The sequence below is a fragment of the Acidisoma silvae genome (assembly GCF_020618775.1).
Lineage (GTDB): Bacteria > Pseudomonadota > Alphaproteobacteria > Acetobacterales > Acetobacteraceae > Acidisoma > Acidisoma silvae.
This window is the reverse complement of record NZ_JAESVB010000005.1, coordinates 270,025-295,951: the sequence shown is the minus strand read 5'-3', so window position 1 is coordinate 295,951 and position 25,927 is coordinate 270,025. Positions and strand designations below refer to the sequence as shown.

Here is a 25,927-nt window from a genome sequence, read left to right as displayed (position 1 = left end):
GGCAGCTACCCTTTTGTTAGCAGAGACAAGATGCCGCTTCCTGATCAGACCCTGCTGCGCGCGTCACCCTGGTGGCAGCCGCGCCCCGAAACCACCCTCATCATCGAAGGCGGGCAAAAGCTGGTCGGCACCTATCCGATCAGCGGCGCCAAGAATGCCGTGCTGCCGCTGATGGTCTCGGCCTTGCTGACGCCGCATCTGGTGACGCTGCACAATATCCCGGCCAGCCTGGATGTCGCGGTGCTGGCCAATCTGCTGGAAGGGTTGGGCGTTAAACTGTCCTGGTCGCAGACGGCGAGCGGCCTGTCGGCTACCTTCGCGGCAGACCAGATTCACCCGGCGCGAATCGATGCCGGGCTGGTCTCGCGGATGCGCGCCTCTGTCCTTGTGTTGGGCGCGCTGCTGGGCCGCTCGGGCGAAGCCTGCCTGCCCATGCCGGGCGGCGACGCCATCGGCCTGCGCGGGATCGACTTTCATATCGCCGGCCTGACGGCAATGGGCGCCGAGATCACGCTGGAATCCGGCACCATCCATGCCCGCGCGCCGGGCGGCCTGCATGGCGCGGATATCCAAATGCCGCTGCCCTCGGTCGGCGCCACCGAAAACCTGATGCTGGCCGCTGTTCTGGCGAAGGGCCAGACCACCATCCGCAACGCGGCGCTGGAGCCGGAGATCGTCGATCTGGCCCTCTGCCTCACGGCCATGGGCGCGAAGATCGAAGGCGCGGGCACCGATGTCATTCGCATCACCGGCGGCGCGCCGCTGACGGGGGCGGTGCATACCGTCATGCCGGACCGGATCGAGACCGGCACCTTGGCCTGCGCGGCCGCGATGACGGACGGCGAATTGCATCTGACCAACGCGCGGCTGGACCTGCTGGGCGCTGCCGGCCCGGTCTTTCAGGCAGCGGGCGTTGAGCTGGAAGAAGTGCCGGACGGGCTCATCGCTCGCCGCGCGCCGGGCGGGCTGAAAGGCATTGCGCTGCAAACCCGTCCCTATCCCGGTTTCGCAACCGATTTGCAGGCGCCCGCCATGGCGCTGCTGACGGTGGCGGAAGGCGCCAGCGACATTACCGAGACGATCTTCGAGCAGCGTTTCCGCCATGTCGATGAATTGCGCAAAATGGGCGCCCGCATTCAGGTGCAGGGCCGCGTCGCCTTCATTCGCGGTGCCGAGCGACTGACGGGCGCGCGGGTGACGGGCCATGACGTTCGCGCCGCCGCCGCCGTCGTACTGGCCGGCCTGGTCGCGGAAGGGGAGACAGTGCTGGACGGTCTGGACCATCTCGATCGCGGCTATGACGGCATGGTGGAAAAGCTCATCGCCTGCGGCGCGCGCATTCGCCGCAGCGCCTGACCCGCACTGCGGCTCACGCGCCAGATACGAAAAAGGCCGGCCCCGCAAGGGACCGGCCTTTTTTCATCGCCGCGCGGGGATGATTACGCGAGGTAGGACGGGCGCTGGCTCGGCAGAACTTCGCCGCGCGAGGCGAGGTAAGCCGGACGCTGGCTCGGCATAACCGTAGAGTTGCGGGCAAGGTAGGCCGGGCGCTGGCTCGGCAGAACCGTGGAGTTGCGGGCGAGGTAGGCCGGGCGCTGGCTCGGCTCAACCTGGCTGTTGCGGGCCTGCTCGGTGCCGGCGAGGTTGTGGCGGATCGGGGCATCGGCCATGGCGGCGCCGGTCATGCCCAGGGTAACGGCGGCAACAGCCGCAAGGATCATGCTCTTCATAACTCTATCTCCAAACCGTGCCGGGCGCCTGTGCGTCCGGTCTCGACCGCCGTTTGAACACCGGCGATCGGCTTGGGTCTGAATTAGCCGTTGCGGCAGCGCAGCATAACGTCGCTGTAACTCATCTTTCTCATGCAAATGGCGCACATATGTGCAAGCCGCATTCATTTTATGCAAAGTCGCCGGGGCAAGCCGGGCTGGCCGGGGCGGCCTATTTGACCAAAGCCGTGATAGGGTCTCATAAATCCCTTAAGCGAAAGACATAGGGAAGAAACGCCACCGTGATTTACGAACTCCGCACCTATCACTGCCTGCCTGGACGCTTGCCTGCCCTGCTTCAGCGGTTTGAAACCATTACGCTGGGCTATTTCGAAAAATACGGCATCCGCCAGGCCGGTTTCTGGACGACGCTGGTGGGCGAAAGCAATCACGCTCTGACCTATATCCTGGCCTGGGAAAGCTTGGCCGAGCGCGAGCAGAAGTGGAATGCCTTCGCCGCCGACGCGGAATGGGTGGCCAAGCGCACCGAGACCGAGCGGGAGAAACCCATCGTCGCCTCGATCAGCAATCAGTTTCTGGCCCCGACCGCGTTTTCGAGCGTGAAGTAACGCGGATCAGCGGAAACCGACCAATCCCGCCAGCGCCGCCAGCCCGAGGAACCAGAGCGGGTGGCGTTTGGTGAAAAGGCAGCCCACGGCCACCAGCGCCGCCAACACCAGCGCCCGCCAGTCGGTGGCCGCATCCCGCACCAGAAGATAGGCGGCGGCCACCATCAGCCCGGCCGTCACCGGCACAAGCCCGGCCTGCACCACCTTGCGCCATTGCCGGTCGCGAAAGCGCAGCCACAGATGGCCCATGACATAGGCCAGCGCGCAGGCCGGCAACAGGAAGGCGAGGGTAGCGACGATCGCGCCGGGAATGCCGGACACTTCCCAGCCGAACAGCGTCACCGCCAGCATATTCGGCCCCGGTGCTGCCTGCGCCAGCGCGTAAAGGCGCACGAATTCCTGCGCGCTCATCCAATGCTGCTGATGGACGACCGCGCGCTCCATCGCCGGCAGCGTGGTCGAGGCGCCGCCGATGGCGAGGAAGGAGAGTTCGGCGAAGATCAGGGCGAGCGCCAGAAGATGGGTCATGCCCGCAGCCTCCAGCCGGCCAGCGCCATGCTCAGCGGCACGATGACGCAAAGGCTGGGCAGGAAGGGCAGGCGGAAGATGCCCAGCGCCGCGAAAGCCAGGGCGGCCACGGCCATATTGAGCACCGAATGGCGCAGTGGCATGGCGATCTTCAGCGCCGTCGCCAGAATAAGCCCGGCCGCACCGGCCGAAAGCCCCGTCACCATATGCCGCACCAGCGTCAATTCGCCGTAGCGGGCATAAAGCCCGGCAATGACCAGCACGATGGCTATCGGCGCACCCAGCAGGCCCGTCAGCGCGGCGATGCTGCCCTGGGGGCCGCAAACGCGGGAGCCGAAAATGACGGCCAGATTGGCGACATTCGCCCCCGGCAAAAACTGGCACAGGCTGATATGCTCGTTGAATTCAGCCGAAGTCAGCCATTTCCGGTCTTCCACCATCACCCGGCGGATCATCGGCAGCACGCCGCCGAATCCCATCAGCCCGGCTTGAAAAAAGGCCCCGAACAGGGCGAAGGAGGACAGGCGCAGCGGTTGTGCGGGCAAGCTTTCCATGAAGCGAAGCTTCTAGCCCGCAATGCGGACGTCTGAAAACCGGTGCCGGCCCATCACTGATCCTCATCTGCGGCACGGGACGGCTGTCCTAAAACCCCTGGACAGCGGCGGCCCGATTGCACAAAGGGGGGCCATGGCGAAACCTGACCTTTCCGAAGACATGCAATGTGCGGCCTTGCCGTATCGCCTGGGGCGGCATGGGCTTGAGATTCTGCTCGTCACCAGCCGCGAGACGCGGGGCTGGGGCATTCCCATGGCCGCGCCCTCGGAAGAGCGCCATCCGGACCGCACGGCCGAGATCGAGGCCTTTCACGCGGCCGGGGTCAAGGGCGCCATTTCCCGCAAGCCGATCGGCGATTATCCGTCCAGCCGGCGCTCCGCCGAGGGCGTGGACAGCGCCTGTGTGGTGGAGGTCTATCCGCTGCTGGTCTCCAACGAGGCCGCCACCTGGCGGGACAAATCGCATCGCCGGCGCATCTGGTTTCCGGGCAATGAGGCGGCGGAGAAGGTTGCCGATAGCGGTCTGGCGCAGATCATCCGCGAATGGCAGGAAAGCCGCATCACCTCCGGCCGCGGCACCGCCAAGATGGCGCGGGGCCGTGGCGGCAGCCGCCACGGCTGACGCTTTTCAGCACAGCGGCGGATTGAGGCGCGCGAACCCGCCCGGCCGGCGATAGGGGAAATAGGGATAGGGCGCAGTCACGTCGCTCGCCTTGTCCAGCGCCGCGATCTGCGCCGCCGTGAGGGACCAGCCGACGGCACCCAAATTCTGGCGCAGCTGCGCCTCGTTCCGCGCCCCGATAATGACCGAGCTGACGGTCGGCCGCTGCAAAAGCCAGTTGAGCGCGACCTGCGCCACGGTCTTTTCTGTTTCCTCTGCTATCGCCTCCAGTGCATCGACGACCCGGTATAGATGCTCGTCTTCCACCGGCGGCCCGAAAGATGCCGTTTCGTGCAACCGGCTTTCCTTCGGCAGAGGCTGGCCTCGGCGGATCTTGCCCGTCAGGCGGCCCCAGCCGAGCGGACTCCAGACCATGGCACCCACCCCCTGGTCCTGCGCCAGCGGCATCAATTCCCATTCGTAATCGCGGCCGATCAGCGCGTAATAGACCTGATGCGCGACATAGCGTGTCCAGCCATGGCGGTCCGCGATCCCGAGCGATTTCATCACCTGCCAGCCGGAAAAGTTGGAAACGCCGGTGTAACGCAGCTTGCCGTCGCAAACGAGCTGATCGAGCGTCTGCATGACCTCTTCGATCGGCGTTCCCGCATCGAAAGCGTGAAGCTGCAACAGGTCGATGTAATCGGTGCCAAGGCGTTTCAGCGCATCCTCGACCGCGCGGATAAGCCGCGCGCGTGACGTGCCGGCGTCGTTCGGGCCGTCGCCCATCGGCAGGCCCAGCTTCGTCGACAGCAGCACGCTGGAACGGCGGCCCTTGATGGCCTCACCCAGCACGGTCTCGGACGCGCCGTCGGAATAGACATCGGCGGTGTCGAACATCGTCAGGCCGGCGTCCAGGCAGATATCGACCAGGCGCCTGGCTTCATCGGCCTCGGTATTGCCCCAGGCCCCGAATAGCGGGCCGCTGCCGCCGAAGGTGCCGGCGCCGAAGCTGAGCACGGGCACTTTCAAGCCCGATGCGCCGAGATGACGATAGTCCATGGGATAGATCCTTTAGGAGCGGGTTTGCAGGTGATGGCGGGGGGTGGCGCGCAGGCAGGCGGCAGCCGCCACAGCCAGCGCCGCCAGGGGAAAGAGAGCCGCGACCCAGGTCACGGACCCGAGGCCCAGCCTGTCGAGCGCGACACCGCCGGCCCATGCACCGATGGCATTGCCCAGGTTGAAGGCGCCGATATTGAAGCTGGATGCCAGGCTTTCGCCGGCCCCCTGCGCATTGCGCATCACCCAGCTTTGCAGCGGGGCGACGGTCGCGAAGGCGGCGAAGCCCAGGGCGGCGACGGTGAGGATAGCGCCGGTCTTGAAGGCCAGCAGCGGCCCCGATGCGACAAGCGTCACCAGCAGCAAAGCCAGGGTGCCGAATATGGCGGGCATCAACGCCTTGTCGGCAAGCCGGCCGCCGGCGAGATTGCCGAGCACCAGACCCAGGCCGAACAGCAGCAGGATCGGCGAAATCGCGGCCTCGCCGAAGCCGCTGACGCGCGTCAGCAAGGGCGCGATATAGGTGAAGACGGCAAAGACACCGGCATAGCCCAGCGTGGTGGTGGCCAGGCCCAGCAGCACGGCGGGTTTGGCGATCACGCGCAGGTCTGCGGCCAGATCTGAAGATGGCCGCCCTTCCGCATCGCGCGGCACCAGCCAGGCGATGACGCCGAAGGCCAATAGGCCGATGGCCGCGACAATCCAGAAGGTGACGCGCCATCCGGCAAGCTGGCCGATCCAGGTGCCGAAAGGCACGCCCAGGATATTGGCGACGGTCAGGCCGGTGAACATGATGGCGATGGCCGAGGCGCGGCGATTGGGCGCCACCAATTGCGTGGCGACCACCGAGCCGACGCCGAAGAAGGTGCCATGGGCGAAAGCGGTGATGATGCGGGCCAGCATCATCAGCCCATAGGTCGGGGCGATGGCGCAGCCGATATTGCCAATGACGAAGATGGCCATCAGGGCCAGCAGCACGCGCTTATGCGACCAGCGGCCGGTCAGGATCGTCAGCACCGGCGCGCCGACCACGACGCCGAGCGCATAGCCGGAGATGAGGAGCCCGGCCATGCTGGTGGAGACGCCGAAACTGGCGCCCACCTGCACCAGCACGCCCATGATGACGAATTCGGTGACGCCGATGCCGAAAGCACCGACCGCCAGGGCCAATAAAGGCAGGGGAAACGCGGAATGAGTCTTCATGCCCTGATCATGGCGCGGATCGGTTGGATGAATTAGACTTCGGGCAGGAACTTTATTCGTGAAGTGAACGTCAGGAATGCGGCAAGAACCCAATCGCGCCGGGGAAATGGCGGCCTTCGTCCGGGTGGTGGAGCAGGGCGGTTTCGCGCGCGCCGGCAGCGTGCTGGGCCTGTCGCCCTCGGCGGTCAGCAAGCTGATGACCCGGCTGGAACAGCGCCTGGGCGCCACGCTGCTGCGCCGCTCCACCCGCAGAATTGCCCTGACCCCGGAAGGGGAACAGTTTCATGCGCGGGCCTTGGCCATCCTGGCCGAGATCGAATTCGCGGAGCGTGAGATCGGTGCCGCCAGGCTTCCCGCCGGGCGTATCCGCATCAATAGTTCCATGAGCTATGTGGCCCATGTGCTGGCCGATATTCTGCCCGCCTTTCTGGAGCAGTATCCCGATATCAGTGTCGACATCATCCAGACCGATGCCGTCGCGGATCTTTTGAAAGATGGCAGCGATATCGCCATCCGCGCAGGCGCGCTGCCGGCATCCAGCCTCGTTGCGCGGTCATTGGGGGAGACGCCTTTGGTGGTCGTGGCGGCCCCCGCCTGGATCGCGCGCAACGGTCTGCCGGTGGACGCCGACGATTTAGCGGCGCGCGACCGCGTCGGCTTTGCCTATACGCGCGCGTCGGGCGATTGGCTGCGGACAGGGGAGACCAGTCCCGCGCGCGTCAGGGTCAGCGACGGCGAAGGCATCCGGCGTCTGGTGCTGGCCGGCGTCGCCCCGGCGCGGCTGGCGGAATTCACCGTGCGCCACGAAGTCGCCTGCGGCCGCCTGGTTGTTCTGCCAACAAATCCGGGCGCGGCCAGGCAGGAGCCCTTCCACGCCGTCTATGTCGGGCAATCCGGACAATTGCCGGCCCGCATGCGGGTGCTGCTGGACTACCTGGCCGTGTCGGGACGCGTGGACGGCGCTGCCGGGGGATTGCAGATGGTCTGTTTTGAATGGAATGCCACCTAGATCGAACAATTCCTTGTCTCCCTAGGTCAAGTTAAGCCCCCCGTCTGAGAGTAAAATCTCGCCGGTCAAATAACTGGACTCGACCAACATCGCGACTGCCTGTGCGATATCATCCGGCGTCGCCGGTCGGCGCATTGGTGAGCGCGTGCGCCACAAATCCTGTGCCACCGTCCAATCCGCCGTCAGAGGGGTATCCACGAGGCCAGGTGCAACAGCGTTCACTCGAATATCCGGGGCAAGCGACACCGCCAGTAAGCGCGTCATGTGATTCAGAGCGGCCTTGGTCGCTGCATATGGGATAGAGGCTCCCTTTGGGCGAACCCCTGCGTGTGAGCTAATGTTGACGACATTCCCAGACGAGCCAAGGCTTGCTGCTGCGCGCAATGAAGCTTCGGCTTCAGAAATAAGATGAAATGCCGCAACAACGTTAACTTCATATAATTCATGCCAGATTTCTGACGTTGCTGCTTTAAGATCGGAGTGCGGAATGATGCCGCTGATCCCGGCATTGTTGACCAAAACGTCCAGGCGGCCCCACAAAGAGACAGCTTCACGAACAAGGCGCGTTCGGTCTTTTTGTTGAGCTAAATCGGCTTGAAGATAGTTAGCAGAACCGAGCTCCTTGGCGATCTCCAGACCGGCGCTTACTGAACTTCGGGAGTGGATGACGACTCTATAGCCTTCGCGCACAAGCCGCCGAGCTACAGCGAGCCCGATGCCGGAGGTTGAACCCGTGACAAGTGCAACGGGCTTGTTTTCTGTTTCAGGCAACTCTCAACCCTCGCGTTTCAAAAAGCTTTGGCCGATCGACTACTATGGAGCATGCGCGCAATGTCGGCTTTCAGCAACGTGGAGAACGGGTTGGAATATCTTCGTCGGGTTGAAATCCACCAGCCGTTTTCTTGTCTTCGTGGATCGCGCTTCACAAGCTCTTGCATGATGCGAGCGGCGTTGGCGCAAAGAATGGAACTTCCTGCCTTAGCGCGTATGCCCTGCACGCGCGTATTGTGCAGGCGCGATCCCTACGTGTTTTGAAAATGCCACACTGAATGAGCTGGCTGACCGGTAGCCAACTTGCGCAGCAACTGCCGCGATACCTCCTCCGTTTCCCTGCAAAAGGTCTTTGGCCAGCGCCATTCGCCAATTAAGCAGGTATTCCATAGGTGTCATGCCAACCTCCCGGCGGAAGCGGTCGAAGAAGGCTGAGCGCGACAAAGCTGCCTCTTTCGCAAGCTCTGCCATCGTCCATTCATGGCCCGGCGCCCTGTGCATACACCTGATAGCTGCGGCAAGACGCTCGTCCGCCAGTCCACGGATAAGGCTTGGCATCGTTCCTAGATTTGCCGTCGAGCGAAAGGCCTCGATGAGCATCAGCTCAAGAAGGTGCCCCAGCGCGACTTCCTGACCCGGCCGATTGCCCTTAGCTTCCTCACCCAGAAGAGAGACCAAAGTCGCCAGCCTCTTTTCCCCCTTCACATGCACCATGGCTGGCATCAAGGACATCAGAAGTGCCGCGTCAGGGGATGTGAAGGTGCAGTGGCCAACCAAATTGCGCACATTGACGGGCTGATCCCGATCTCCAAGCCAGAACTCACCCGTTGGCAACTGGTTGGGCTCCGACAAGGGCATGGTCCCGGAATCTGGGTGCAGGCTGCTCATCGAGAATCCTGTTGCAGCCGTTGTCAGAACGAAGTCGCTGACTTCAAGGGTAAGCTCGTCTTGGCCATCTAATCGGATACGGCAGCCACCTTCCACCACAACGCAATAGAACAAGTGCCCATCGCTCTCTTTGCGGAGCCTCCATGGCCCCGCACCACTAGCGACCTTCGTGAAAGCAATCTTCGGACGAAGGAGAGAAATAATCTCGGCGAGCGGGTCGGACACGTCTGGACTCATTCGAATGAAAAATGGACTTTATATTATATGGCGTCCGGACATTCAACGCTATGTCTATCCGACACCCTTAAAGGAGCGACGGCGCTTATGAAATCCGTCCTGATTACTGGCTGCTCTTCCGGCTTTGGCCTGGAAACAGCAAAGCTTTTCCTTGAGCGCGGATGGCGCGTTGTCGCGACCATGCGGACGCCGAGCAATGACGTTCTTCCGCCTGCACCGAATCTCCTGCTTCTTAAGCTGGATGTGACGGACCCTGCCAGCATTGCCGAAGCCATCAGCGCCGCCGGTGACATCGACGTCTTAGTCAATAACGCTGGCATTGGATGGTTGAACGCCCTCGAAGGGACATCCATCGACACAGCCCGCCGCATCTTCGAGACCAACACATTCGGCACGATGGCCATGTGTCAGGCAATCCTGCCGCAATTTCGGGATCGTACATCCGGGACGATCGTCAACGTCACATCAACCGTTACGTTGAAGTCTTTGCCGCTTCTCTCGATCTACACGGCTAGTAAAGCGGCCGTGAACGCATTCAGCGAATCCTTTGCCATCGAGGTTCAGCCTTTCAATATCAAGGTAAAGATTGTGTTGCCGGGCTTGGCGCCAGATACCCAGTTCGGCGCGAATGCTTTCGCTCAGATGCCGGAGGGCCTGAATTTCCCCGAACCCTATGCAGAGCTTGGCCAAGCAGTCATGGCTGGCTTCAGTGGTCCCCACGAGGAGATCACCCGCGCAATTGACGTCGCTGAAGCCGTTTGGGAAGCGGCGACCAATGACGCTGCTCCAGGTCGCATTCCAGCAGGCGCTGACGCCGTGACCGTGTTTAACGAAGCCTGATGATGGGCGCCCGTCTGTGGCATCACTTGCGGGTGCGATAAGCTTTGACCCGGCCAAGGCGTTGTCGAGTGGCAGCGACTAAGTGATTCTCGCCGTAAATGCCAAGCGAGACGATGAAATGTCTGGATTGAGGCAGCCCAAAACTGTCCTCAATCTAACGTTGCCGATGTCTGCTTTCGGGTGACCGTTAACATGTGCTGATCGTCTCCCATGGGTCGAAAGCCGCCTATCGGTTGGGAGCCATCGTTAGAGCCTTGGATCAGTAGCAGCTTAGGCGAGTTCTTTGAAACCATGCCTTCGCCAGTTAGGTTTGGCGAAAGGCGATCCGTGCGGCATAATTGGCCCGCAACGACATTCCGGCATTCCTCATGATTCAAATTCTGGGTAAGGCAACATCTATAAATGTTCGCAAGGTTCTCTGGACTTGTGCAGAGATCGGGCTCGAATTTGACCGGCAGGATTACGGAAGCGGCTTCGCTCGGACTGATACGGCGGAGTTCCTTGCACTGAACCCCAATGGATTGGTGCCTGTGGTTATCGATGCCGGAGGTCCATTGTGGGAATCGAACACGATCTGCCGTTACCTTGCTGCAAATGCAGGGCGGGTTGATTTACTACCGCCCGACCCACGAGGACGTGCCCACGTTGAACAATGGATGGACTGGCAGGCAACGGAGTTAAACCCGTCCTGGCGAACGGCCTTCCTCGGTCTTGTCCGGCTCGACCCGGCCAGCGCCGACCGCAGCGGCATTGAGGCTAGCGTCCGCGCCTGGAACAAAAAAATGGAAATTCTCGAGCACCGTCTCGTAGTCACTGGTGCTTATGTTGCTGGGGCAAATTTTACGCTTGCTGATATTGTTCTCGGCTTGTCGGTCAACCGCTGGCTGAGTACGCCCATGGATCGTCCCAACTATCCTGCGGTCGATGCTTACTATCAGCGCCTTTTACAACGGCCCGGATTCCGTGAGCATGGTGCAAATGGAATTCCATGATTAGTCAGTGGTGCGATATCCCGACCGAAGGCGAGTTTGGTCTGCTTTAGCGTGCCTTCCGGCAGTCTTATGAATGGATGAGGGGGAAACTGGCCGATATCTCGGTCTGGAACGTCCATCTGCGCAAAGCCGACCCGTACCTACAATTCGACCTGCCGGCCGACTTCCAGAAAGCGATCGGCCGGCAGGTCGAACCGGTCCGAGGACCGCACGGCATTGCGATACATCACGCTGAAAATGGCGCGGCGCCAGGCCGGCAGGCGATGACTGGTCGCCCCCCGCACCACATGGTCCCGCGCGGCGAAAAACACCGCCTCATCCAGATCGACCGGGCAGCCATGGGCGCGCGCGCTGGCCAAGGCCACCATTGCATTGGGCACTTCCACGAAGCCGAAATGCACCCGCACATGCCAGAAGTCGGGGGCTACCTGTTCCACCTGCGCGCGGTCCGCCGCTGACACGCGCGGCACTTCCTCAAAAACCAGGGTCAGCGTCACGACGGTTTTTTGCAGCGCGCCCATCTGCGCCACATGCCGCGTCAGCATGATGGGAACGGCCGTGCCGGTGCGGCTGAGAAAGACCGCCGTGCCGGGTACGCGCGTAATGCGCCCGGCGGCCAGATCGGCCATGAGCTGGTTGGGCGCGCGCTCCTCCTCGTCGATTTTCGCCTTCATGGCGCGCACGCCGCGCCGCCAGGTGCGCATGGCGATGAAGATGGCCGCTCCCAGCACCAGCGGTATCCAGCCGCCTTCGGCGATCTTGAGGATATTGGCGGTGAAGAAGCCCAGATCGACCACCAGGAACAGCGCGCTGAGGCTGGCCGCGACCCAAAGCGGCCAGCGCCAGACATCCCGCATGGCATTGAACAGCAGGGCCGTCGTCAGCAGCATGGTGGTGGAAACGGCCGTGCCATAGGCGCCGGCCAGCTTGGCGGAACTGCCGAAACCCCAGGTCAGCGCCAGCGTCGCCACCATCATCAGCCAGTTCACCGAAGGCACGTAGATCTGCCCATATTCCTCGTCCGAGGTCTGGCGGATGACGACGCCCGGCAGCCAGCCGAGCTGAATGGCCTGGCGGGTGAGGGAGAAGGCGCCGGTGATGATCGCCTGGCTCGCGATGATCGTGGCCAATGTCGCCAGCACGACCAGCGGGATAATCGCCCAGCCGGGGGCCAGCATGAAGAAGGGATTGCCGGTCAGACCAGGGTTGGAGATGATGAGCGCGGTCTGCCCGGCATAGCTCAGCAGCAGGGCCGGCAGTACGATGACGGTCCAGGCGGCGCGGATGGGCGCGCGGCCGATATGGCCCATATCGGCATACAGCGCCTCGCCGCCGGTAATGGCCAGAAAGACGCCGCCCAGCACGAACAGGCTGTGCATGCCGTGCCGGGCCAGAAAGCCGATCGCATAGGCCGGGTTGACGGCCACCAGCACGCCGGGGTGGCGGATGACGGCCATCAGGCCCAGCAGGGCGATGGCGATGAACCAGATCAGCATGATGGGGCCGAAAAAGCGGCCGATCTTGCCCGTGCCCAGGCGCTGGGCCGCAAACAGCAGCAACAGAATGACTAAGGCGGCAGGCAGCACATAGGGTTGCAGTTTGCTGGTGACGACCGTCACCCCTTCCAGCGCGCTCAGGACGGAGATGGAGGGGGTTATGATGCCGTCGCCGTAAATCAGCGCCGCGCCGAACAGGCCCATGACGATCAGGGCCGCCGTGGTCCTGGCCCTGGCCCCGCCGACCTGCCGCGTGACGAGGGACATCAGCGCCAGAATGCCGCCTTCGCCGTTATTATCCGCCCGCATCACGAAGACGCAGTATTTGACGGATACCGTGACGATCAGCGCCCAGATGACCAAGGACAGCAGCCCCAGCGCCACATGCGCCGAGGGGTGGCCGCCAGCATCCGAGACGATGGTCTGATAGGTATAAAGCGGGCTGGTGCCCAGATCGCCGTAGACGATGCCGAGCGCCGTCAGCGCGCCGATGGCTTTGGCCGGCCGGTGGTCCGCCGGGTTTGTGTCGCCGCTGTCCAAGCCCTGCTCCTCGTCGCGCCTATCGGCCTCTGTCCTGCCCAAGATCGGCTTTTGCCCGGCTAAGGCAAGGGCCAGGGATTTAATTCCGCTTTAATGCCCGGCCGCCCTTTCGCGAATGGCGCTTTAACGCGGCTCTCCGGCACGCTCCGCAGGTTAGCAAGAGTGAGGTCTCATCATGGGAGACGTGATCACGGTCGCCTATATGGCGGTCATTTTCATCCTTCTGATCGGTTTCGTTACATTTTGTCGAAAGGTCTGAGCTGTGCTCGATCTCATCCTCGGCGGCGGCGTTTCCGCCGGCCTGCTCGTCTATCTCGTCTGGGCCTTGCTGCGCCCTGAAGATTTTTGATTCTCCCGGCCACGGATCAACCACATCATGACAGTCTCGGGTTGGGCCTATATGGCCCTCGTCTTCGTGCTGGTTTTGGCCAGCGCCATACCGCTCGGCCTTTATATCGCGCGCATCCTCAAGGGCGAGGTGCGGTTTCTGGCGCCCGTCGAGCGCGGCATCTACGCCATTTGCGGCATCAAGCCGGATCGGCCGATGCATTGGCAGGACTATACGGTCGCCTTGCTGCTGCTGAGCGTCATTCACGTCGTGCTGCTCTATGCCATGCTGCGCTTGCAGCAGTATCTGCCCTTCAATCCGCAACATATCGCCGGCATGTCGCCACGGCTGGCCTTCAATACCGCCGTCAGCTTCGCCACCAATACCAATTGGCAGGCCTATGTGCCGGAAGCGCAGATTTCCAATGGCGCGCAGATGTTCGGCCTCTGCGTGCATATGTTCGTCTCGGCCGCCGCCGGCATCGCGGTCGCCGGCGCCGTCATGCGCGCCTTCACGGCGTCCAATCTCGGCTCGCTCGGCAATTTCTACGCCGACCTGACGCGCATCACCCTGTATCTGCTGCTGCCGGCGGCCATCGTCGTCGGCCTCGTGCTGGTCTGGGCCGGCGTGCCGCAGACCTTCGCACCCTTCGCGACCGTGCATCCCCTCATCGGCGGCGCGCAGACCATCGCGGTCGGCCCCATGGCCTTGCAGGAAGCGATCAAGGAACTGGGTACCAACGGCGGTGGCTTCGTCAACGCGAACTCAGCCCATCCTTTCGAAAACCCGACGATCTGGACGAATATTCTGGAAACCTGGGCGCTGCTCGTCATCGGTTTCGCGCTGCCCATTACCTTCGGCAGCATGATCGGCAAGCCGCGCCAGGGTTTCGTTCTTTATACCGCCATGGCCGCCATCCTCATCGCCGGCAGTATCGGCGCCTATGCCGCCGAGGCCCATGGCAATCCGCTGCATGTCGCGGCCGGCATCAGTGCCGCACCCGGCAATATGGAAGGCAAGGAGATGCGTTTCGGCATCGCGGCTTCCACCACCTTCAACGTCGCGGCCACTGGCACATCCACCGGCGCCGTCAACAGCTTTACCGACAGCTATATGCCGCTCGGCGGACTGGTGCCCATCTTCATGATGCAGCTGGGTGAAATCGCGCCGGGCGGCGTCGGCTCGGGCTTCTACACCATCATCGTCTTCGCGCTGCTCAGCGTCTTCGTGGCCGGGCTGATGGTCGGACGAACGCCCGAATACTTGGGCAAGAAAGTGCAGGCGAAGGAAATCAAGCTCGCCATGCTGTCCTTCCTGATCCTGACCTTCTTCATCCTCGTCGGCACCGGCTATACCGTCATCAGCAAGACCGGCCTCAGCTCCATGGCCAATGCCGGGCCGCATGGCCTGTCTGAGATGATCTATGCCTGGACTTCGGCGACGCAGAATAACGGTTCCGCCATGGCCGGCATCACGGCCGACACGCCCTGGCTGGATTACGGCCTCGGCACCGCCATGCTGTTCGGGCGCTTCGCCTTCCTGATCCCGGTTCTGGCCATTGCCGGCTCGCTCGCCGCCAAGCCGAAACTGCCGGCCTCGTCAGGCACGTTCCCGACCGACACGCTTCTCTTCACCGGCCTTCTTATCGGCGTGATCGTCATCCTCGGCGGCTTGCAATTCATGCCGGCGGATACGCTGGGCCCGGTCGCGGAGCATTTCGCGCTCTTCTCCGGCAAGACTTATTGATCCGGCAATCTTACAGAAGCCATAGAACATGACGCAGAATGCAGAACAGATCGCGCTGTTTGACCGCACGATCCTCACCCGCGCCACGCGTGACGCGTTTTTCAAACTCAACCCGCGCACGCTGATGCGCAATCCGGTGATCTTCGTCACGGAAGTCGTGGCCATGCTCACCACCATCGTCGGCATCGAGGAGATCGTCCACGGCCATGGCGCGGCCTTCTCATTCGCGGTCGCCGTATGGCTGTGGCTGACGGTGCTTTTCGCGACCTTCGCCGAGGCCATGGCGGAAGGGCGCGGGCGGGCGCGGGCGGAAAGCCTGCGCCGGGCGCGCACCGACACGATGGCCAAGCTCATCCTCGATCCGCGCGAGCCGCATATCTTCAAGCCGACCCCGGCGCCCGATCTGCACCAGGGCGACCTGGTTCTGGTGGAAACGGGTGATCTCATTCCGTCGGACGGCGAGATCGTGCAGGGCATCGCCTCCGTCAATGAAAGTGCCATTACCGGTGAAAGCGCGCCCGTCATCCGTGAATCGGGTGGTGACCGCTCGGCCGTCACCGGCGGCACGCAGGTCGTGTCAGACTGGCTGGTGGTGCGCATCACTGCTGAACAGGGCTCGACCTTTCTGGATCGTATGATCGCGCTGGTGGAAGGGGCGGAACGCCGCAAGACGCCGAACGAAATCGCGCTCGATATTCTTCTGGCGGGCCTCACCATCATCTTCCTCATCGCCGTCGTCACCATCGTGCCGCTCGGCCTCTATTCCGGCACCAATCTGGGTGTGGCCGTGCTGGCGGCCCTGCTGGTCTGCCTGATCCCGACGACCATCGGCGGCCTGCTCTCGGCTATCGGCATCGCCGGCATGGACCGGCTGATCCGCTTCAATGTCATTGCAACCTCGGGCCGCGCGGTGGAGGCAGCGGGTGACGTCGATGCGCTGCTGCTCGACAAGACCGGCACCATCACCTTCGGCAACCGCATGGCGGCGGGGCTCTATCCGGTGCCGGGTATCGCCGAGCGCGACCTGGCGCAATTCGCGGCGCTCTCCTCGATGGGGGATGACACACCCGAAGGCCGCTCCATCCTGTCCTTCGTGCGGGACCGCTACGGCATCACGGTCGCAGCACCCGAGCAGGCGACTATCGTGCCCTTTTCCGCCAATACCCGCCTGTCGGGGATTGACCTGCCGGGGCAGAGCATCCGCAAGGGCGCGGTGGATTCCGTGCTGCGCGCCATCGGCATCACCGAGCCGCCGGCGGCCTTCACGGATGCCGTGCGCCGCGTGGCCGGTGCCGGCGCGACGCCTCTGGCCGTCAGCGTCGACAAGCGCCTGCTCGGCGTTCTTGAACTGAAGGATATCGTCAAACCCGATATCAAGGAGCGTTTCGCGGCCCTCCGCCGCATGGGCATCCGCACCGTCATGGTGACGGGCGACAACCGCATCACTGCCGCCGCCATCGCGGCGGAAGCCGGCGTCGATGATGTGATTGCCGAGGCAACGCCGCAGGACAAGCTCGACTACATCAGGAAAGTGCAGAACGAAGGCCGGCTTGTCGCCATGTGCGGTGACGGCACCAATGATGCGCCGGCCTTGGCCCAGGCCGATGCCGGTGTCGCCATGCAGACCGGCACGCAGGCGGCGCGCGAGGCCGGCAATATGATCGACCTCGACAGCGACCCCACCAAGCTCATCGAAATCGTGGAAATCGGCAAGCAGCTGCTCATCACCCGTGGTGCGCTGACAACCTTCAGCATCTCGAACGATATTTCCAAATACTTCGCGATTCTGCCGGCCATCTTCGTCGGCGCCTATCCGGGCCTGCAGGCGCTCAACATCATGCGCCTTGCGTCACCGGAAAGTGCCATCCTGTCCGCCGTCATCTTCAATGCCGTCATCATCGTGGCCCTGGTGCCGCTGGCGCTGCGCGGCGTGAAATTCCGGCCCATCGGCGCGGGCGCGCTGCTGCGCCGCAATCTGCTGATCTACGGGCTGGGCGGCATCCTGGCACCCTTCATCGGCATCAAGGCAATCGACGTCATCCTGCACGCCTTCCACATCTTTTCTTGAATTGAGAGATCATTCCATGATCCGCGAAATACGTCCGGCCCTGTCGCTGGTGGTGCTGTTCACCCTGGCGCTCGGCTTCATTCTGCCCGGCATCTTCACCCAGGTCTCCCAGGCGGTCTTTCCCTTCCAGGCCGGCGGCAGCCTGATCGTGCAGAACGGTCAGCCTGTCGCCTCCGCCATCATCGGCCAGAACTTTACGGGGCCGAGCTGGTTCGCATCGCGCCCTTCTGCGCTGATGGGAACGGATGCCAAGGGCAATGCCATTGCCACGCCCTATGACGACAGCGAGTCCGGCGCCTCCAACCTGGCGCCGACCAGTGCGGCGCTGCTCAAGACCATCCAGGCGCGCATCGCCGCCTGGCACAAGACCTATGGCGCGGGCGAAGTGCCGGCAGATGCGGTGACGACCTCGGGGTCCGGCGTCGATCCGGATATCTCATTGGCCAATGCGCTGGCCCAGGCGCCGGTTGTGGCGGCCGCGCGGCATATGCCGGTGGATGACGTGGTCGCGCTGGTCAACCGTATCGCGACGCAGCCGGCGCTGGGCTTCATCGGCACGGCCAATGTCAATGTCGTGCAGCTGAACCTGGCGCTCAGCACGATGCGCTAATGCGTTTCAGGCCGGGATTGAAGCGCTTTCCCCATCGTCATGCCCGCCTTCGCTGGAATGACGTCGTTTCAGTGAAAGCCTGAACGGAGCAGGGGCGGGGCCTTACAGCCCCGTCTCGACCGGCGTCAGGGTCCAGGGCTGGCCTTCGGCGGCCGGCGGCTCGCAGAAGATCGGCATGGCATTGGGCGTGCGCACATTGGGCTCCAGCCCCATGGCGGCCCGCACGGCGCGGAACAGCGCGCCATGGGCCACGACCAGAACCGGGGCCGGCTTTTCCAACGCACGGTTGATGGCCAGCGTCACGCGCTCGCGCAGGCCCGCGAAGGTCTCGGCCCGGTCGGGCGTATAGGTGCCGGCGATCCAGTCGTCATACCAATCGCCCATCGGCTGGCCTTCCTGCTCGCCGAACTTCACTTCCCGCAGCCCGTCATCGGTCTGCACGGCGATGCCGGTGACGGCGGAAACGGCTTCCGCCGTATCCCGCGCCCGCGACAAAGTGGAGGAGACGATGGTCGTGATCGCGTGGCCCTGCATCAGCGCGGCCGCGCGCAGCGCCTGCGCCCGCCCGGTGGCGTTCAGAGGGATGTCGATATCCCCCTGGCTCAGGTTCTGGGCGTTCCAATCCGTCTCGCCATGGCGAAGGAACCAGAAGGGGACCGGCGTCAGCTGCGTCATAGGGGAATGATCCTCAGTCGAAGAGCGAGCTGACGGAGCTTTCGTCAGAGATGCGGCGCATGGCTTCCGCCAGCAGCGGCGCGATGGTGACCTGGCGCACATTCGCGGCCAGGCGCACGGCTTCCGTCGCCAGGATGCTGTCCGTGATCGTCATCATCTCGATGGGGGAGGAGGCGATGCGGGCGACGGCGCCGCCCGAGAGCACGCCATGCGTGGTATAGACGCTGGCGGAGCGCGCTCCCTGCTTGATCAGCGCGGCGGCGGCATTGCACAGCGTGCCGCCGGAATCGACGATATCGTCGATCAGGATGCAGTCGCGGCCATCGACGTCACCGATGATGTTCATCACTTCCGAGACGCCGGCGCGCTCGCGCCGCTTGTCGATGATGGCCAGATCGACGTCCAGGCGCTTGGCCAGAGCCCGGGCGCGCACCACGCCGCCGACATCGGGCGAGACGATCATCAGGTCGCGGCCGGCATAACGTTCCTGAATGTCGCGCGCGAAAAGCGGCGCGGCATAAAGGTTATCGACCGGAATATCGAAGAAGCCCTGAATCTGGGCGGCATGCAGGTCCATGGTCAGCACGCGGTTGGCGCCGGCCTCGGTGATGAGGTTCGCCACCAGCTTGGCGCTGATCGGCGTGCGCGAGCCGGATTTGCGGTCCTGCCGCGCATAGCCGAAATAGGGGATGACGGCGGTAATCCGCTTGGCTGACGCGCGGCGCAGCGCATCCAAAGTGATGAGCAGCTCCATGAGGTGATCATTCGCCGGATAGGCGGTCGACTGCACCACGAAGACATCCTCGCCGCGGACGTTTTCGTGAATTTCAACGAAAACCTCCATATCGGCGAAGCGCCGGACCGATGCCTTGGTCAGTGGCAGGCTGAGAGCAGCGGCCACGGCTTCCGCCAGCGGGCGGTTGCTGTTGCAGGCAACGATTTTCATGCGGCAGATTCCGTCAGCAGCGCCGGATTGGCTTCGTGCGGCGGCTTCTAGCAACGGGACAGCTTTGTGTCCACGCAGTTACAGGCACTCCACGATCCCGCATGAAGGTGTCAAGCGACGCCTTCATGACTATTCGTCGCCGCTATAGGGCGGAAACATGAAATCCACGCCTTTGACGGTCGCCCCTTGCACGGGCGTCGGTATGGGAATCGCGCTCGTCGTCGCCGGCTTGGGTGTGGCCGGCACAGGCGTCGCGGCTTTCGGCGCGGCAGGCTTCGCATAGGCGCGCTTGCCGATATTGTTATCCAGCACTTCCTTCACGCCGCCGGCGGCCTGCTGCGCCGCCACCACGGCGACATCGCCCCAGAAACTGTTCAGCGAGCCTTTCGCGATGTCATGCAGCTGCGCCACGCGGCCGACTTCCTTGCCGTCCACGGTATCGACGATCCAGTAGATTTCGATGCGCTGGGTCTTGGCATCGACGTTTACGACTTTGACCTGGCCGCGCATGGTGAAATCGGCGTCGCGCTTCTGGCTGACGACAACCACGCCAAGCGCGCCGATATCCTTCGTCATCTCGCGGGCGAGAGAGGTATTGCCGTCGCCCGGCGCGCCGGCCACCGTCGTGAAGTCCAGCTGCGCCGGCCGGTTGTAGAGACTGTTCGGGTCGTTCTCCTTCAGCGCCGCGTCGATATTCGACAGCAGGCTGGAAATCTTCGGCCCGGCGTCATTGGCCTCCGCCGTCAGCGCCGTCGGGTCGCCGTTAGACCAGGCCTGGCTGGAAACCGGCAGGCCGCTTTCCTTGCCCTGAAGATGGCCGCGCGGATCGATGACACTATAGGTCGGCGTCACCTGGTCGCCGGCCATGGTGGCGGAGATGCTCAGCACCCAGTCGCCGCGTTGCGGCTTCTGCGCCATGGCCGGCACGGTCTGCGCGGCGAGGGCATTGGCGACGTCATTCGCGAAAACGCCGGCCGATGTGTCGTCCAGCAGCGCGCCGGTCGGTGTCGGCACGACAATGCGCTGCGGCGGCGGATGCGCCAGGATCGCGCCCATCCGGCCGGGATAGCCCTGCATCGGTTGCGGAAAGGCGCCGCAGGCGGCCAGCGCCAGCGGCAGGGCCATCAGGCCGTAACGGAAGGACAGAGACAAAGTCACGCGTCGCATCGAATTCCCGAAATCTGATGTCCGATCGAGCCGCCGCCGGCCAGCGTGCGCCGGCGGTGGCTGAAAAACCGATCCGCTTCCGCCGCCGTGTCGCCGGGGGTGATCGCGATCAGGCCAACCCCTGCCTGGGTCAGCCGGCCGGCGCAATAGCCGGCCAGATCAAACATCCAGCGTTCCGGCCGTCCAGGCTGGAAGAAGCGCGCGTTCGCCGCGTCATGCGCCAGCACGGCATTCCGCATATCGGCCGCCACCTCGTAGGAGTTCTGGCGAATGCAGGGGCCGACAACGGCCGCGATTCGCGACCGATCGGCGCCGATGGCGACCATGGCGTCGATCGTCGCTTCCAGGATGCCGGCCACCGCACCGCGCCAGCCGGCATGGGCGGCGCCGACGATGCGGGTGACGGGATCGGCGAACAGGATCGGCCCGCAATCGGCGGTGATGACGCCGAGCGCGATGCCCGGCGTGCCGGTCACCATGGCATCCGCGCGCGGGCCTTCACCGGGGGCCCAGGGCGTCGTGACCGTCGCGACCTCTATCCCATGCACTTGCGTCAGGCCGACGAAATTCTCCGGCGCGGCACCCAGGGCCTGGGCCACGCGAGACCGGTTCACCAGCACCAGCGCGCGGTCGTCGCCGCCCGACAGGCTGCAGTTGAGGCTGGCATAGGGGCCGGTGGAAACGCCGCCGTCCCGCGTGAAAAAGCCGTGCGGGACGGGCAGGGCAGGGTCTGTGACCGAAGGCAGGGTCATGCGGCTAATCCTGGCAAAGGCGGAAAACCATGCGGCGTAACGGCAATGGCCTTGAACAATCGGCCCATCGCGGCGGGTTCGGCAAGGCGGCGGGCCGCGCCCAGAACGGCTGCGGCCTCGGTCTCGGGCCTTCCGGCCGCGAGCTTGACGGCGCGGGGCATCAGGCCAAGGGCGTTGAGGAAAGCGCCTTGCGTCACCGGTCCTTGAATGGATGCGCCGCCGCGCTGGGCCGCGCGGGCGACCGCCCCGAAATCGACGAGGGCGGTGAGATCTGCCTCACCGGCCTGTTCCAGTGCCGGGGCCATGCGGCGGGACCGGATCGCCTGTAGGCTGTCGCCCGGATTCTGCGCCGATCCATAGTCGATCAGCAGGCCGACCCCGCCGTGCGCGGCAAGGCGCCGCGCCAGGCTGGTCACGAAATCCTCCGCCGGCTCGTTCCGTTCCAGATAGCCTTGCTCATCCGCCTCATCGACCGGCAGGCCGCTTTGCGGCGGACAGGAGATCTCCACAAAGTCGGAGCCGGCGACATGCCGCTCGGCCCATTGGCCGTCCTGGACCCGAAACTGGCGGATCGGCAGCGCGTCCAGAAACTCGTTCCCGATCAGGATCAGCGGGCCATCCGGCAGGTTGCTCAGGTCATCGTGCCAGGCGGCATCGGGTACGCGCTTGGCTTGCTCGGTGCGCAGGCGGGGCGAGGTTTCGATGAAATGGACCTGCGCCGCCGCATGGAAATCGGGCGCGACGCGGGCCGTCACCCGGCGTGCATCCGCCATCAGGCTGCCGCGACCCGGGCCGGCTTCGGCCAGGATAATGCGGTCAGGGCGTCCCATCAGCGCCCAGGCGACCGCCGCCCAGGCCCCGATCAGCTCGCCGAACATCTGGCTGATTTCGGGCGCCGTCGTGAAATCGCCGAAGGGATCGTGATTCGCGTAATAGGCCGCGTTGGCGCGGCCCATGAAGCGGTCCAGCCGTTCCGGCAAGGCTTCCGTCAAGCGGCCACCGGGATCGGCCGGCTGCGATAGGCGACCACCAGCAGGGCGATGCCGGCCAGAAGCATCGGCACGCAGAGAAGCTGGCCCATGGTCAGGCCCCGGAACAGGAAGCCCAGGAAGGCATCGGGTTCGCGAAAGCATTCCCCGGTGCTGCGGGCGACGGCATAGCCGACCAGGAAGAAGCCCGTCAGCGCGCCGGCACGGCGGCGGCGCTTCTCCGACTGGGCCATCAGGATCATGAAGATGAAAAGGCAAAGCCCTTCCAGAAAGGCTTCGTATAGTTCGCTGGGGAAGCGGGGAATCTGGTCGACGCGCGGAAAGATCATCGCCCCCGGCCAGCCGGCGGGTGCCGGGCGACCCCAAAGCTCGCCATTGATGAAATTGGCGATGCGCCCGAAGCCGAGGCCGATAGGCGCCACGATGGCGATGCGGTCGGCGAAGGCCAGCACGTTGAGCTTGTGCTTGAGGCAGAACCAGATGATGGCGACCGCCACCCCCAGCATGCCGCCATGGAAACTCATGCCGCCGTCCCAGACCGCGAAGATGCTCAACGGATGGGTAAAGAAAGCGACAGGCTGATAGAACAGCACGTAGCCGCTGCGGCCGCCCAGCACGACACCAAGCGTCGCCCAGGACAGAAAATCGTCGACCAGAAGCGGCGTGCCGGCAACAGGGGCCCAGGTCACGAAGCGGCGCACCAGCCGCCAGCCGATCACCAGCCCGGCGATATAGGCGATGGCATACCAATGGATGGCGAAAGGCCCGATCTTGACCAGGATCGGGTTGAAGTCAGGAAAAACCAAGGGTTTCATGGCAAAGTCACGCCTCTCGCGCCAGGAATGCTGCGGCCGCTCTTGGCCGGGGGCCGGTCACAACCCATCTCTACTGCCCTCGGCGACACAAGTCTGTTAGGAACACGTTTGGTCGCCAAGGCTTGGACCCGAGGTTCGGGTTCCCCGGCGGCGGCTTATACGCAACCCACCCTTGGGGTGGAAGGCAGGAGGACGGATATGAAGGAGCGCGGCCGCTTCATGGATGATCTGGCAGGAGTGGCGCAGGGCGCCTTCTCCGCCTTTACCGGCCTGCGCGACGAGGCTGAAGCCGTCTTCACCGCGCGGGTTGAGGCAGTCATTCACAAACTCGATATCGCGCGTGGCGAACAATTGGCCGCCGTGCAGGATCTGGCTGCCAATACGCGTCTGGCGCTGGAAACCGCCGAGGCTGAGATCGCGGCGCTGAAGGCCCGCATTGTGGTCTTGGAAGGCGGAAAAGCGGCGGAAACGCCGGTTGTCGTCGATCCGATCACGGCTTTCCCGCAGGACGTGCCGCCGGCGTCGCCCAGCGACCTGCCGCCGGGCGCCTCAAACGATAGTCATGGCGGCAACCCGCCTACGCCGATTGTCTGATGAGGCTTTTGTGGCAGTTTGCCTCATAAGCCTTTGCACCAGCGGGCTTTACTTGCGGTTTGCGCAACAGAGCCCCTAGTGTTTTACACGGAGGCGGCGATTCGCGACGTCGGAACTGGGATCCATCGGGGAATCCATCATCCGGCAGCGGCAACGTCTCACCGCCGATCCGGCCTTCCTCTCAGCACCGAGGAGACCTTCGATGTCTGCAAGCAGCATTGCCGCTCACGCTAGCGTCAAAAATCCGCTCGATGTCATCGAGCAGATCGTATCCACCAATGAATGGGCCTTCGAACGCCGCAACGATGCCGAAATGGCAGCCGAAGCGCCGGGCCAGTGGTCGGATTACGGTCTCTATTTCAATTGGTCTTCCGAAATTTCGGCCATGCATTTCACCTGCGCCTTCGACATGAAGGTGCCGGAGAAGCGCCGGGCCGATTTCTACAAGCTGCTCGCTCTGGCCAATACCCATCTCTGGATCGGTCATTTCGGCATGGATGCCGATGACGGCATGCCGGTCTTCCGCCATGCCGTGCTGCTGCGCGGCGCGCCGGGCGCGTCGCTCGAAAGCATGGAGGATATGGTCGATATCGCGATCACGGAATGCGAGCGCTTTTTCCCCGCCTTCCAGTTCGTCATCGCCGGCGGCAAACCGCCGGAAGAGGCGCTGCGCGCCGCGATGCTGGAATGCGTGGGCGAGGCCTGACGGCCAAAATTTAAGTCTCGCATCGCAAGGGGCAGGGGTGGCAACGCCTCTGCCCCTTCTTTGTGGCGGCATGAATGCCAAGATTAAACGACCGTGACGGAAGGCAGATCAGCATGACCGACAATGAATTCGACGCGGCCCTGGTGGCGGCAGTCTTTGCCCAGGCGGGAGAGCGCGGCTGGGCTCGCGTCAGCATCGTCGAGGCGGCGCGCGCGGCGGCGCTGGATCTGTCCCGTGCCCGCGCCCGCTTTCCGACGAAGCTGCATGTGCTGATCCGCTTCGGTAGCATCGCCGATCAGGCGGCGCTGGCGGGTGCGACAACGGAAGGCCCGATCAAGGACCGTCTGTTCGATATCATCCTGCGCCGTTTCGACGTGCTGCAAGCGCATCGCGCCGGTGTCATCGCGGTCCTGGACGCCGCCCGCTTCGACCCCGCGCTGGGGCTGATCCTGACTCGGCTCTCCACCCGCAGCATGGGCTGGCTGCTGGAAGGGGCGGGCATTCCGGCCGGCGGGCTGCGCGGCCTGCTGCGCACCAAGGGCCTGCTCGGCGTCTGGCTTTACGCCGTGCGCACCTGGACCCAGGATGACAGCCCCGACCTTACCAGCACCATGACGGCGACCGACAAGGCGCTGGACCGTGCCGGCATGCTGGCGCGCTATATCGGCGACAAGACGCCCGAGGAGGAAGCGGAGGCCGCGCCCGGTGCGGGCGGGGACGAACTGCCCTTCACCGCGCCGCCGCCGGGCGATGCGACTTTCTAGACGGCGCGGGGGCGCGGTCACGTCCTTGTTGACGGTTCCAAGTCATGGCCGCCGCAGGCTTGCCAGAGAGGCCCATCCGGGTGCGATATGCGGGCGGAGACGAGGCCAACTCGTCCCGCATTCAGAAGCGGCGTGTCTGTCCTGAAATCCTGCCCAAGGAGGTAACACGATGTCCGATCTGCCGAATTTCCCCGGTGACCTCACCAAGTATTTCGCGTCGCTCAATATGCTGCCGGCCTTCCCGGCCGTGACGGCGCTGATGGAGACCCAGAAGCGCAATCTGGCGGCGCTGACCGCCGCCAATAAGCTGATTTTCGAGGGCGCCCAGGCCATCACCCAGCGCCAGGTGGACGTCGTCCGCCGCCAGGTGGCGGACGCGACCGAAGCGGCCCGCCTGCTGGCGACCACCACCAATCCGCAGGAGCGCACCGTGCTTCAGACGGAAATGCTGAAATCCGCCTATGAGAAGAGCGTGTCCGACCTGAAGGAGGTCGAGGATCTGCTGCGCAAATCCAGCGCCGAAGCGCTGGGCCTGGTCCATAGCCGCTTTCTGGAAGCCGTCGACGAAGTCAAGGCGGCCGTCGAGAAGAAGGCCTAGGCGCTTTAGACCGATACACCGTCATTCCCGCGAAGGCGGGAATCTTCTGTCTTTGGCACTCAGACAAGGCGCAGAAGATGCCCGCCTTCGCGGGCATGACGGGTGAGGGCGAC

At 64.0% G+C, this 25,927-nt stretch carries 28 protein-coding genes; 14 read left to right on the top strand and 14 right to left on the bottom strand.

From position 1 onward, the window contains the following. Positions 1 to 30 precede the first annotated feature (30 nt). Positions 31 to 1,356 carry a UDP-N-acetylglucosamine 1-carboxyvinyltransferase gene (gene murA, locus ASILVAE211_RS13915; protein ID WP_227321929.1) on the top strand — a complete coding sequence of 442 codons (1,326 nt, stop codon included), beginning with the start codon at positions 31 to 33 and terminating at the stop codon, positions 1,354 to 1,356. A gap of 83 nt (positions 1,357 to 1,439) precedes the next feature. Here the strand turns inward: murA and ASILVAE211_RS13910 are convergent, their stop codons facing one another. Continuing rightward, positions 1,440 to 1,730 (bottom strand): hypothetical protein, encoded by a 291-nt coding sequence (locus tag ASILVAE211_RS13910; protein WP_227321928.1) that lies wholly within the window; start codon positions 1,728 to 1,730, stop codon positions 1,440 to 1,442. Between the two features lie 281 nt (positions 1,731 to 2,011). On the opposite strand from ASILVAE211_RS13910, the gene ASILVAE211_RS13905 reads away from it, so the two are divergent. Continuing rightward, positions 2,012 to 2,338 (top strand): NIPSNAP family protein, encoded by a 327-nt coding sequence (locus ASILVAE211_RS13905; protein WP_227321927.1) that lies wholly within the window; start codon positions 2,012 to 2,014, stop codon positions 2,336 to 2,338. A gap of 6 nt (positions 2,339 to 2,344) precedes the next feature. Here the strand turns inward: ASILVAE211_RS13905 and ASILVAE211_RS13900 are convergent, their stop codons facing one another. Both ASILVAE211_RS13900 and ASILVAE211_RS13895 read right to left on the bottom strand, forming a co-directional pair. Beyond that, positions 2,345 to 2,866, bottom strand: coding sequence for a chromate transporter (locus ASILVAE211_RS13900; protein ID WP_227321926.1), 522 nt, complete (start codon positions 2,864 to 2,866; stop codon positions 2,345 to 2,347). Then, on the bottom strand, positions 2,863 to 3,420 hold the full coding sequence (locus ASILVAE211_RS13895) for a chromate transporter (RefSeq protein ID WP_227321925.1): 558 nt from the start codon (positions 3,418 to 3,420) through the stop codon (positions 2,863 to 2,865). Before ASILVAE211_RS13895 ends, ASILVAE211_RS13900 begins: the two co-directional genes overlap by 4 nt. Positions 3,421 to 3,553: 133 nt before the next feature. On the opposite strand from ASILVAE211_RS13895, the gene ASILVAE211_RS13890 reads away from it, so the two are divergent. Continuing rightward, positions 3,554 to 4,042 carry an NUDIX hydrolase gene (locus ASILVAE211_RS13890; protein ID WP_227321924.1) on the top strand — a complete coding sequence of 163 codons (489 nt, stop codon included), beginning with the start codon at positions 3,554 to 3,556 and terminating at the stop codon, positions 4,040 to 4,042. Between the two features lie 6 nt (positions 4,043 to 4,048). Here the strand turns inward: ASILVAE211_RS13890 and ASILVAE211_RS13885 are convergent, their stop codons facing one another. Both ASILVAE211_RS13885 and ASILVAE211_RS13880 read right to left on the bottom strand, forming a co-directional pair. Continuing rightward, positions 4,049 to 5,083: an aldo/keto reductase gene (locus ASILVAE211_RS13885; RefSeq protein ID WP_227321923.1), complete on the bottom strand. Its 1,035-nt coding sequence runs from the start codon at positions 5,081 to 5,083 to the stop codon at positions 4,049 to 4,051. Between the two features lie 12 nt (positions 5,084 to 5,095). Beyond that, positions 5,096 to 6,283 carry an MFS transporter gene (locus ASILVAE211_RS13880; RefSeq protein WP_227321922.1) on the bottom strand — a complete coding sequence of 396 codons (1,188 nt, stop codon included), beginning with the start codon at positions 6,281 to 6,283 and terminating at the stop codon, positions 5,096 to 5,098. 76 nt (positions 6,284 to 6,359) lie between these two features. Between ASILVAE211_RS13880 and ASILVAE211_RS13875 the strand changes: the two genes are divergently transcribed. After that, positions 6,360 to 7,292 (top strand): LysR family transcriptional regulator, encoded by a 933-nt coding sequence (locus ASILVAE211_RS13875; RefSeq protein WP_227321921.1) that lies wholly within the window; start codon positions 6,360 to 6,362, stop codon positions 7,290 to 7,292. 21 nt (positions 7,293 to 7,313) lie between these two features. Here the strand turns inward: ASILVAE211_RS13875 and ASILVAE211_RS13870 are convergent, their stop codons facing one another. Both ASILVAE211_RS13870 and ASILVAE211_RS13865 read right to left on the bottom strand, forming a co-directional pair. Beyond that, positions 7,314 to 8,063 carry an SDR family NAD(P)-dependent oxidoreductase gene (locus tag ASILVAE211_RS13870; protein ID WP_227321920.1) on the bottom strand — a complete coding sequence of 250 codons (750 nt, stop codon included), beginning with the start codon at positions 8,061 to 8,063 and terminating at the stop codon, positions 7,314 to 7,316. 207 nt (positions 8,064 to 8,270) lie between these two features. Further along, positions 8,271 to 9,176, bottom strand: a complete 906-nt coding sequence (locus ASILVAE211_RS13865) for an AraC family transcriptional regulator (RefSeq protein WP_227321919.1) — start codon at positions 9,174 to 9,176, stop codon at positions 8,271 to 8,273. A gap of 99 nt (positions 9,177 to 9,275) precedes the next feature. Here ASILVAE211_RS13865 and ASILVAE211_RS13860 point away from each other — a divergent pair, with 99 nt between their 5' ends. Together ASILVAE211_RS13860 and ASILVAE211_RS13855 are read left to right on the top strand one after the other, a co-directional pair. Next, entirely contained in the window at positions 9,276 to 10,028 is a 753-nt protein-coding gene (locus ASILVAE211_RS13860) for an SDR family oxidoreductase (protein WP_227321918.1), read from the top strand. Positions 10,029 to 10,366: 338 nt separating this feature from the next. After that, complete coding sequence (locus ASILVAE211_RS13855) at positions 10,367 to 11,020, top strand: glutathione S-transferase family protein (RefSeq protein WP_227321917.1); 654 nt, start codon at positions 10,367 to 10,369, stop codon at positions 11,018 to 11,020. A 140-nt stretch (positions 11,021 to 11,160) separates the two neighbouring features. Here the strand turns inward: ASILVAE211_RS13855 and ASILVAE211_RS13850 are convergent, their stop codons facing one another. Further along, positions 11,161 to 13,056 carry a potassium transporter Kup gene (locus ASILVAE211_RS13850; RefSeq protein ID WP_319799570.1) on the bottom strand — a complete coding sequence of 632 codons (1,896 nt, stop codon included), beginning with the start codon at positions 13,054 to 13,056 and terminating at the stop codon, positions 11,161 to 11,163. A gap of 262 nt (positions 13,057 to 13,318) precedes the next feature. Between ASILVAE211_RS13850 and kdpF the strand changes: the two genes are divergently transcribed. The 4 genes from kdpF to kdpC are packed head-to-tail and all read left to right on the top strand — an operon-like array spanning position 13,319 to position 17,808. Beyond that, on the top strand, positions 13,319 to 13,405 hold the full coding sequence (kdpF, locus tag ASILVAE211_RS26475) for a K(+)-transporting ATPase subunit F (RefSeq protein ID WP_227322000.1): 87 nt from the start codon (positions 13,319 to 13,321) through the stop codon (positions 13,403 to 13,405). 27 nt (positions 13,406 to 13,432) lie between these two features. Beyond that, the gene (kdpA, locus tag ASILVAE211_RS13840; RefSeq protein WP_227321916.1) at positions 13,433 to 15,130 is read left to right on the top strand and encodes a potassium-transporting ATPase subunit KdpA; all 1,698 of its coding nucleotides are present in this window, start codon (positions 13,433 to 13,435) and stop codon (positions 15,128 to 15,130) included. Between the two features lie 28 nt (positions 15,131 to 15,158). Continuing rightward, positions 15,159 to 17,198, top strand: coding sequence for a potassium-transporting ATPase subunit KdpB (kdpB, locus tag ASILVAE211_RS13835; protein ID WP_227321915.1), 2,040 nt, complete (start codon positions 15,159 to 15,161; stop codon positions 17,196 to 17,198). Positions 17,199 to 17,214: 16 nt separating this feature from the next. Then, the gene (gene kdpC / locus ASILVAE211_RS13830) at positions 17,215 to 17,808 is read left to right on the top strand and encodes a potassium-transporting ATPase subunit KdpC (RefSeq protein ID WP_227321914.1); all 594 of its coding nucleotides are present in this window, start codon (positions 17,215 to 17,217) and stop codon (positions 17,806 to 17,808) included. Between the two features lie 102 nt (positions 17,809 to 17,910). Here kdpC and ASILVAE211_RS13825 read toward each other — a convergent pair whose 3' ends face one another. From ASILVAE211_RS13825 to lgt, 6 genes are all read right to left on the bottom strand, one after another. Next, positions 17,911 to 18,483, bottom strand: coding sequence for a histidine phosphatase family protein (locus tag ASILVAE211_RS13825; RefSeq protein ID WP_227321913.1), 573 nt, complete (start codon positions 18,481 to 18,483; stop codon positions 17,911 to 17,913). A gap of 13 nt (positions 18,484 to 18,496) precedes the next feature. Next, positions 18,497 to 19,429 (bottom strand): ribose-phosphate pyrophosphokinase, encoded by a 933-nt coding sequence (locus tag ASILVAE211_RS13820; RefSeq protein ID WP_227321912.1) that lies wholly within the window; start codon positions 19,427 to 19,429, stop codon positions 18,497 to 18,499. 129 nt (positions 19,430 to 19,558) lie between these two features. Further along, positions 19,559 to 20,596: a hypothetical protein gene (locus tag ASILVAE211_RS13815; protein ID WP_227321911.1), complete on the bottom strand. Its 1,038-nt coding sequence runs from the start codon at positions 20,594 to 20,596 to the stop codon at positions 19,559 to 19,561. Next, a complete protein-coding gene (gene pgeF, locus ASILVAE211_RS13810) occupies positions 20,584 to 21,348 on the bottom strand; it encodes a peptidoglycan editing factor PgeF (RefSeq protein ID WP_227321910.1) in 765 nt (254 codons plus the stop codon). Before pgeF ends, ASILVAE211_RS13815 begins: the two co-directional genes overlap by 13 nt. Continuing rightward, positions 21,345 to 22,340: a class I SAM-dependent methyltransferase gene (locus ASILVAE211_RS13805; protein ID WP_227321909.1), complete on the bottom strand. Its 996-nt coding sequence runs from the start codon at positions 22,338 to 22,340 to the stop codon at positions 21,345 to 21,347. The genes pgeF and ASILVAE211_RS13805 overlap by 4 nt, the downstream gene beginning before the upstream one ends. Beyond that, a complete protein-coding gene (lgt, locus tag ASILVAE211_RS13800; RefSeq protein ID WP_227321908.1) occupies positions 22,337 to 23,152 on the bottom strand; it encodes a prolipoprotein diacylglyceryl transferase in 816 nt (271 codons plus the stop codon). The genes ASILVAE211_RS13805 and lgt overlap by 4 nt, the downstream gene beginning before the upstream one ends. Before the next feature lie 198 nt (positions 23,153 to 23,350). On the opposite strand from lgt, the gene ASILVAE211_RS13795 reads away from it, so the two are divergent. The 4 genes from ASILVAE211_RS13795 to ASILVAE211_RS13780 all read left to right on the top strand — a co-directional run bounded on the left by ASILVAE211_RS13795 (position 23,351) and on the right by ASILVAE211_RS13780 (position 25,814). After that, positions 23,351 to 23,746: an accessory factor UbiK family protein gene (locus ASILVAE211_RS13795; RefSeq protein ID WP_227321907.1), complete on the top strand. Its 396-nt coding sequence runs from the start codon at positions 23,351 to 23,353 to the stop codon at positions 23,744 to 23,746. Between the two features lie 202 nt (positions 23,747 to 23,948). Next, complete coding sequence (locus ASILVAE211_RS13790; RefSeq protein WP_227306635.1) at positions 23,949 to 24,452, top strand: type III secretion system chaperone family protein; 504 nt, start codon at positions 23,949 to 23,951, stop codon at positions 24,450 to 24,452. Positions 24,453 to 24,565: 113 nt separating this feature from the next. Beyond that, positions 24,566 to 25,216 (top strand): TetR family transcriptional regulator, encoded by a 651-nt coding sequence (locus ASILVAE211_RS13785; RefSeq protein ID WP_227321906.1) that lies wholly within the window; start codon positions 24,566 to 24,568, stop codon positions 25,214 to 25,216. A 169-nt stretch (positions 25,217 to 25,385) separates the two neighbouring features. Further along, positions 25,386 to 25,814, top strand: a complete 429-nt coding sequence (locus ASILVAE211_RS13780; RefSeq protein WP_227321905.1) for a phasin family protein — start codon at positions 25,386 to 25,388, stop codon at positions 25,812 to 25,814. Positions 25,815 to 25,927: the final 113 nt, after the last annotated feature.

What these genes read in the sequence shown, in the direction of transcription:
- murA (WP_227321929.1), top strand. Translation starts at nt 31, where the DNA reads ATGCCGCTTCCTGATCAGACCCTGCTGCGCGCGTCACCCTGGTGGCAG.
- ASILVAE211_RS13910 (WP_227321928.1), bottom strand. Translation starts at nt 1,730, where the DNA reads ATGAAGAGCATGATCCTTGCGGCTGTTGCCGCCGTTACCCTGGGCATG.
- ASILVAE211_RS13900 (WP_227321926.1), bottom strand. Translation starts at nt 2,866, where the DNA reads ATGACCCATCTTCTGGCGCTCGCCCTGATCTTCGCCGAACTCTCCTTC.
- ASILVAE211_RS13895 (WP_227321925.1), bottom strand. Translation starts at nt 3,420, where the DNA reads ATGGAAAGCTTGCCCGCACAACCGCTGCGCCTGTCCTCCTTCGCCCTG.
- ASILVAE211_RS13890 (WP_227321924.1), top strand. Translation starts at nt 3,554, where the DNA reads ATGGCGAAACCTGACCTTTCCGAAGACATGCAATGTGCGGCCTTGCCG.
- ASILVAE211_RS13885 (WP_227321923.1), bottom strand. Translation starts at nt 5,083, where the DNA reads ATGGACTATCGTCATCTCGGCGCATCGGGCTTGAAAGTGCCCGTGCTC.
- ASILVAE211_RS13880 (WP_227321922.1), bottom strand. Translation starts at nt 6,283, where the DNA reads ATGAAGACTCATTCCGCGTTTCCCCTGCCTTTATTGGCCCTGGCGGTC.
- ASILVAE211_RS13875 (WP_227321921.1), top strand. Translation starts at nt 6,360, where the DNA reads ATGCGGCAAGAACCCAATCGCGCCGGGGAAATGGCGGCCTTCGTCCGG.
- ASILVAE211_RS13860 (WP_227321918.1), top strand. Translation starts at nt 9,276, where the DNA reads ATGAAATCCGTCCTGATTACTGGCTGCTCTTCCGGCTTTGGCCTGGAA.
- kdpA (WP_227321916.1), top strand. Translation starts at nt 13,433, where the DNA reads ATGACAGTCTCGGGTTGGGCCTATATGGCCCTCGTCTTCGTGCTGGTT.
- kdpB (WP_227321915.1), top strand. Translation starts at nt 15,159, where the DNA reads ATGACGCAGAATGCAGAACAGATCGCGCTGTTTGACCGCACGATCCTC.
- kdpC (WP_227321914.1), top strand. Translation starts at nt 17,215, where the DNA reads ATGATCCGCGAAATACGTCCGGCCCTGTCGCTGGTGGTGCTGTTCACC.
- ASILVAE211_RS13825 (WP_227321913.1), bottom strand. Translation starts at nt 18,483, where the DNA reads ATGACGCAGCTGACGCCGGTCCCCTTCTGGTTCCTTCGCCATGGCGAG.
- ASILVAE211_RS13820 (WP_227321912.1), bottom strand. Translation starts at nt 19,429, where the DNA reads ATGAAAATCGTTGCCTGCAACAGCAACCGCCCGCTGGCGGAAGCCGTG.
- ASILVAE211_RS13815 (WP_227321911.1), bottom strand. Translation starts at nt 20,596, where the DNA reads ATGCGACGCGTGACTTTGTCTCTGTCCTTCCGTTACGGCCTGATGGCC.
- pgeF (WP_227321910.1), bottom strand. Translation starts at nt 21,348, where the DNA reads ATGACCCTGCCTTCGGTCACAGACCCTGCCCTGCCCGTCCCGCACGGC.
- lgt (WP_227321908.1), bottom strand. Translation starts at nt 23,152, where the DNA reads ATGAAACCCTTGGTTTTTCCTGACTTCAACCCGATCCTGGTCAAGATC.
- ASILVAE211_RS13795 (WP_227321907.1), top strand. Translation starts at nt 23,351, where the DNA reads ATGAAGGAGCGCGGCCGCTTCATGGATGATCTGGCAGGAGTGGCGCAG.
- ASILVAE211_RS13790 (WP_227306635.1), top strand. Translation starts at nt 23,949, where the DNA reads ATGTCTGCAAGCAGCATTGCCGCTCACGCTAGCGTCAAAAATCCGCTC.
- ASILVAE211_RS13785 (WP_227321906.1), top strand. Translation starts at nt 24,566, where the DNA reads ATGACCGACAATGAATTCGACGCGGCCCTGGTGGCGGCAGTCTTTGCC.
- ASILVAE211_RS13780 (WP_227321905.1), top strand. Translation starts at nt 25,386, where the DNA reads ATGTCCGATCTGCCGAATTTCCCCGGTGACCTCACCAAGTATTTCGCG.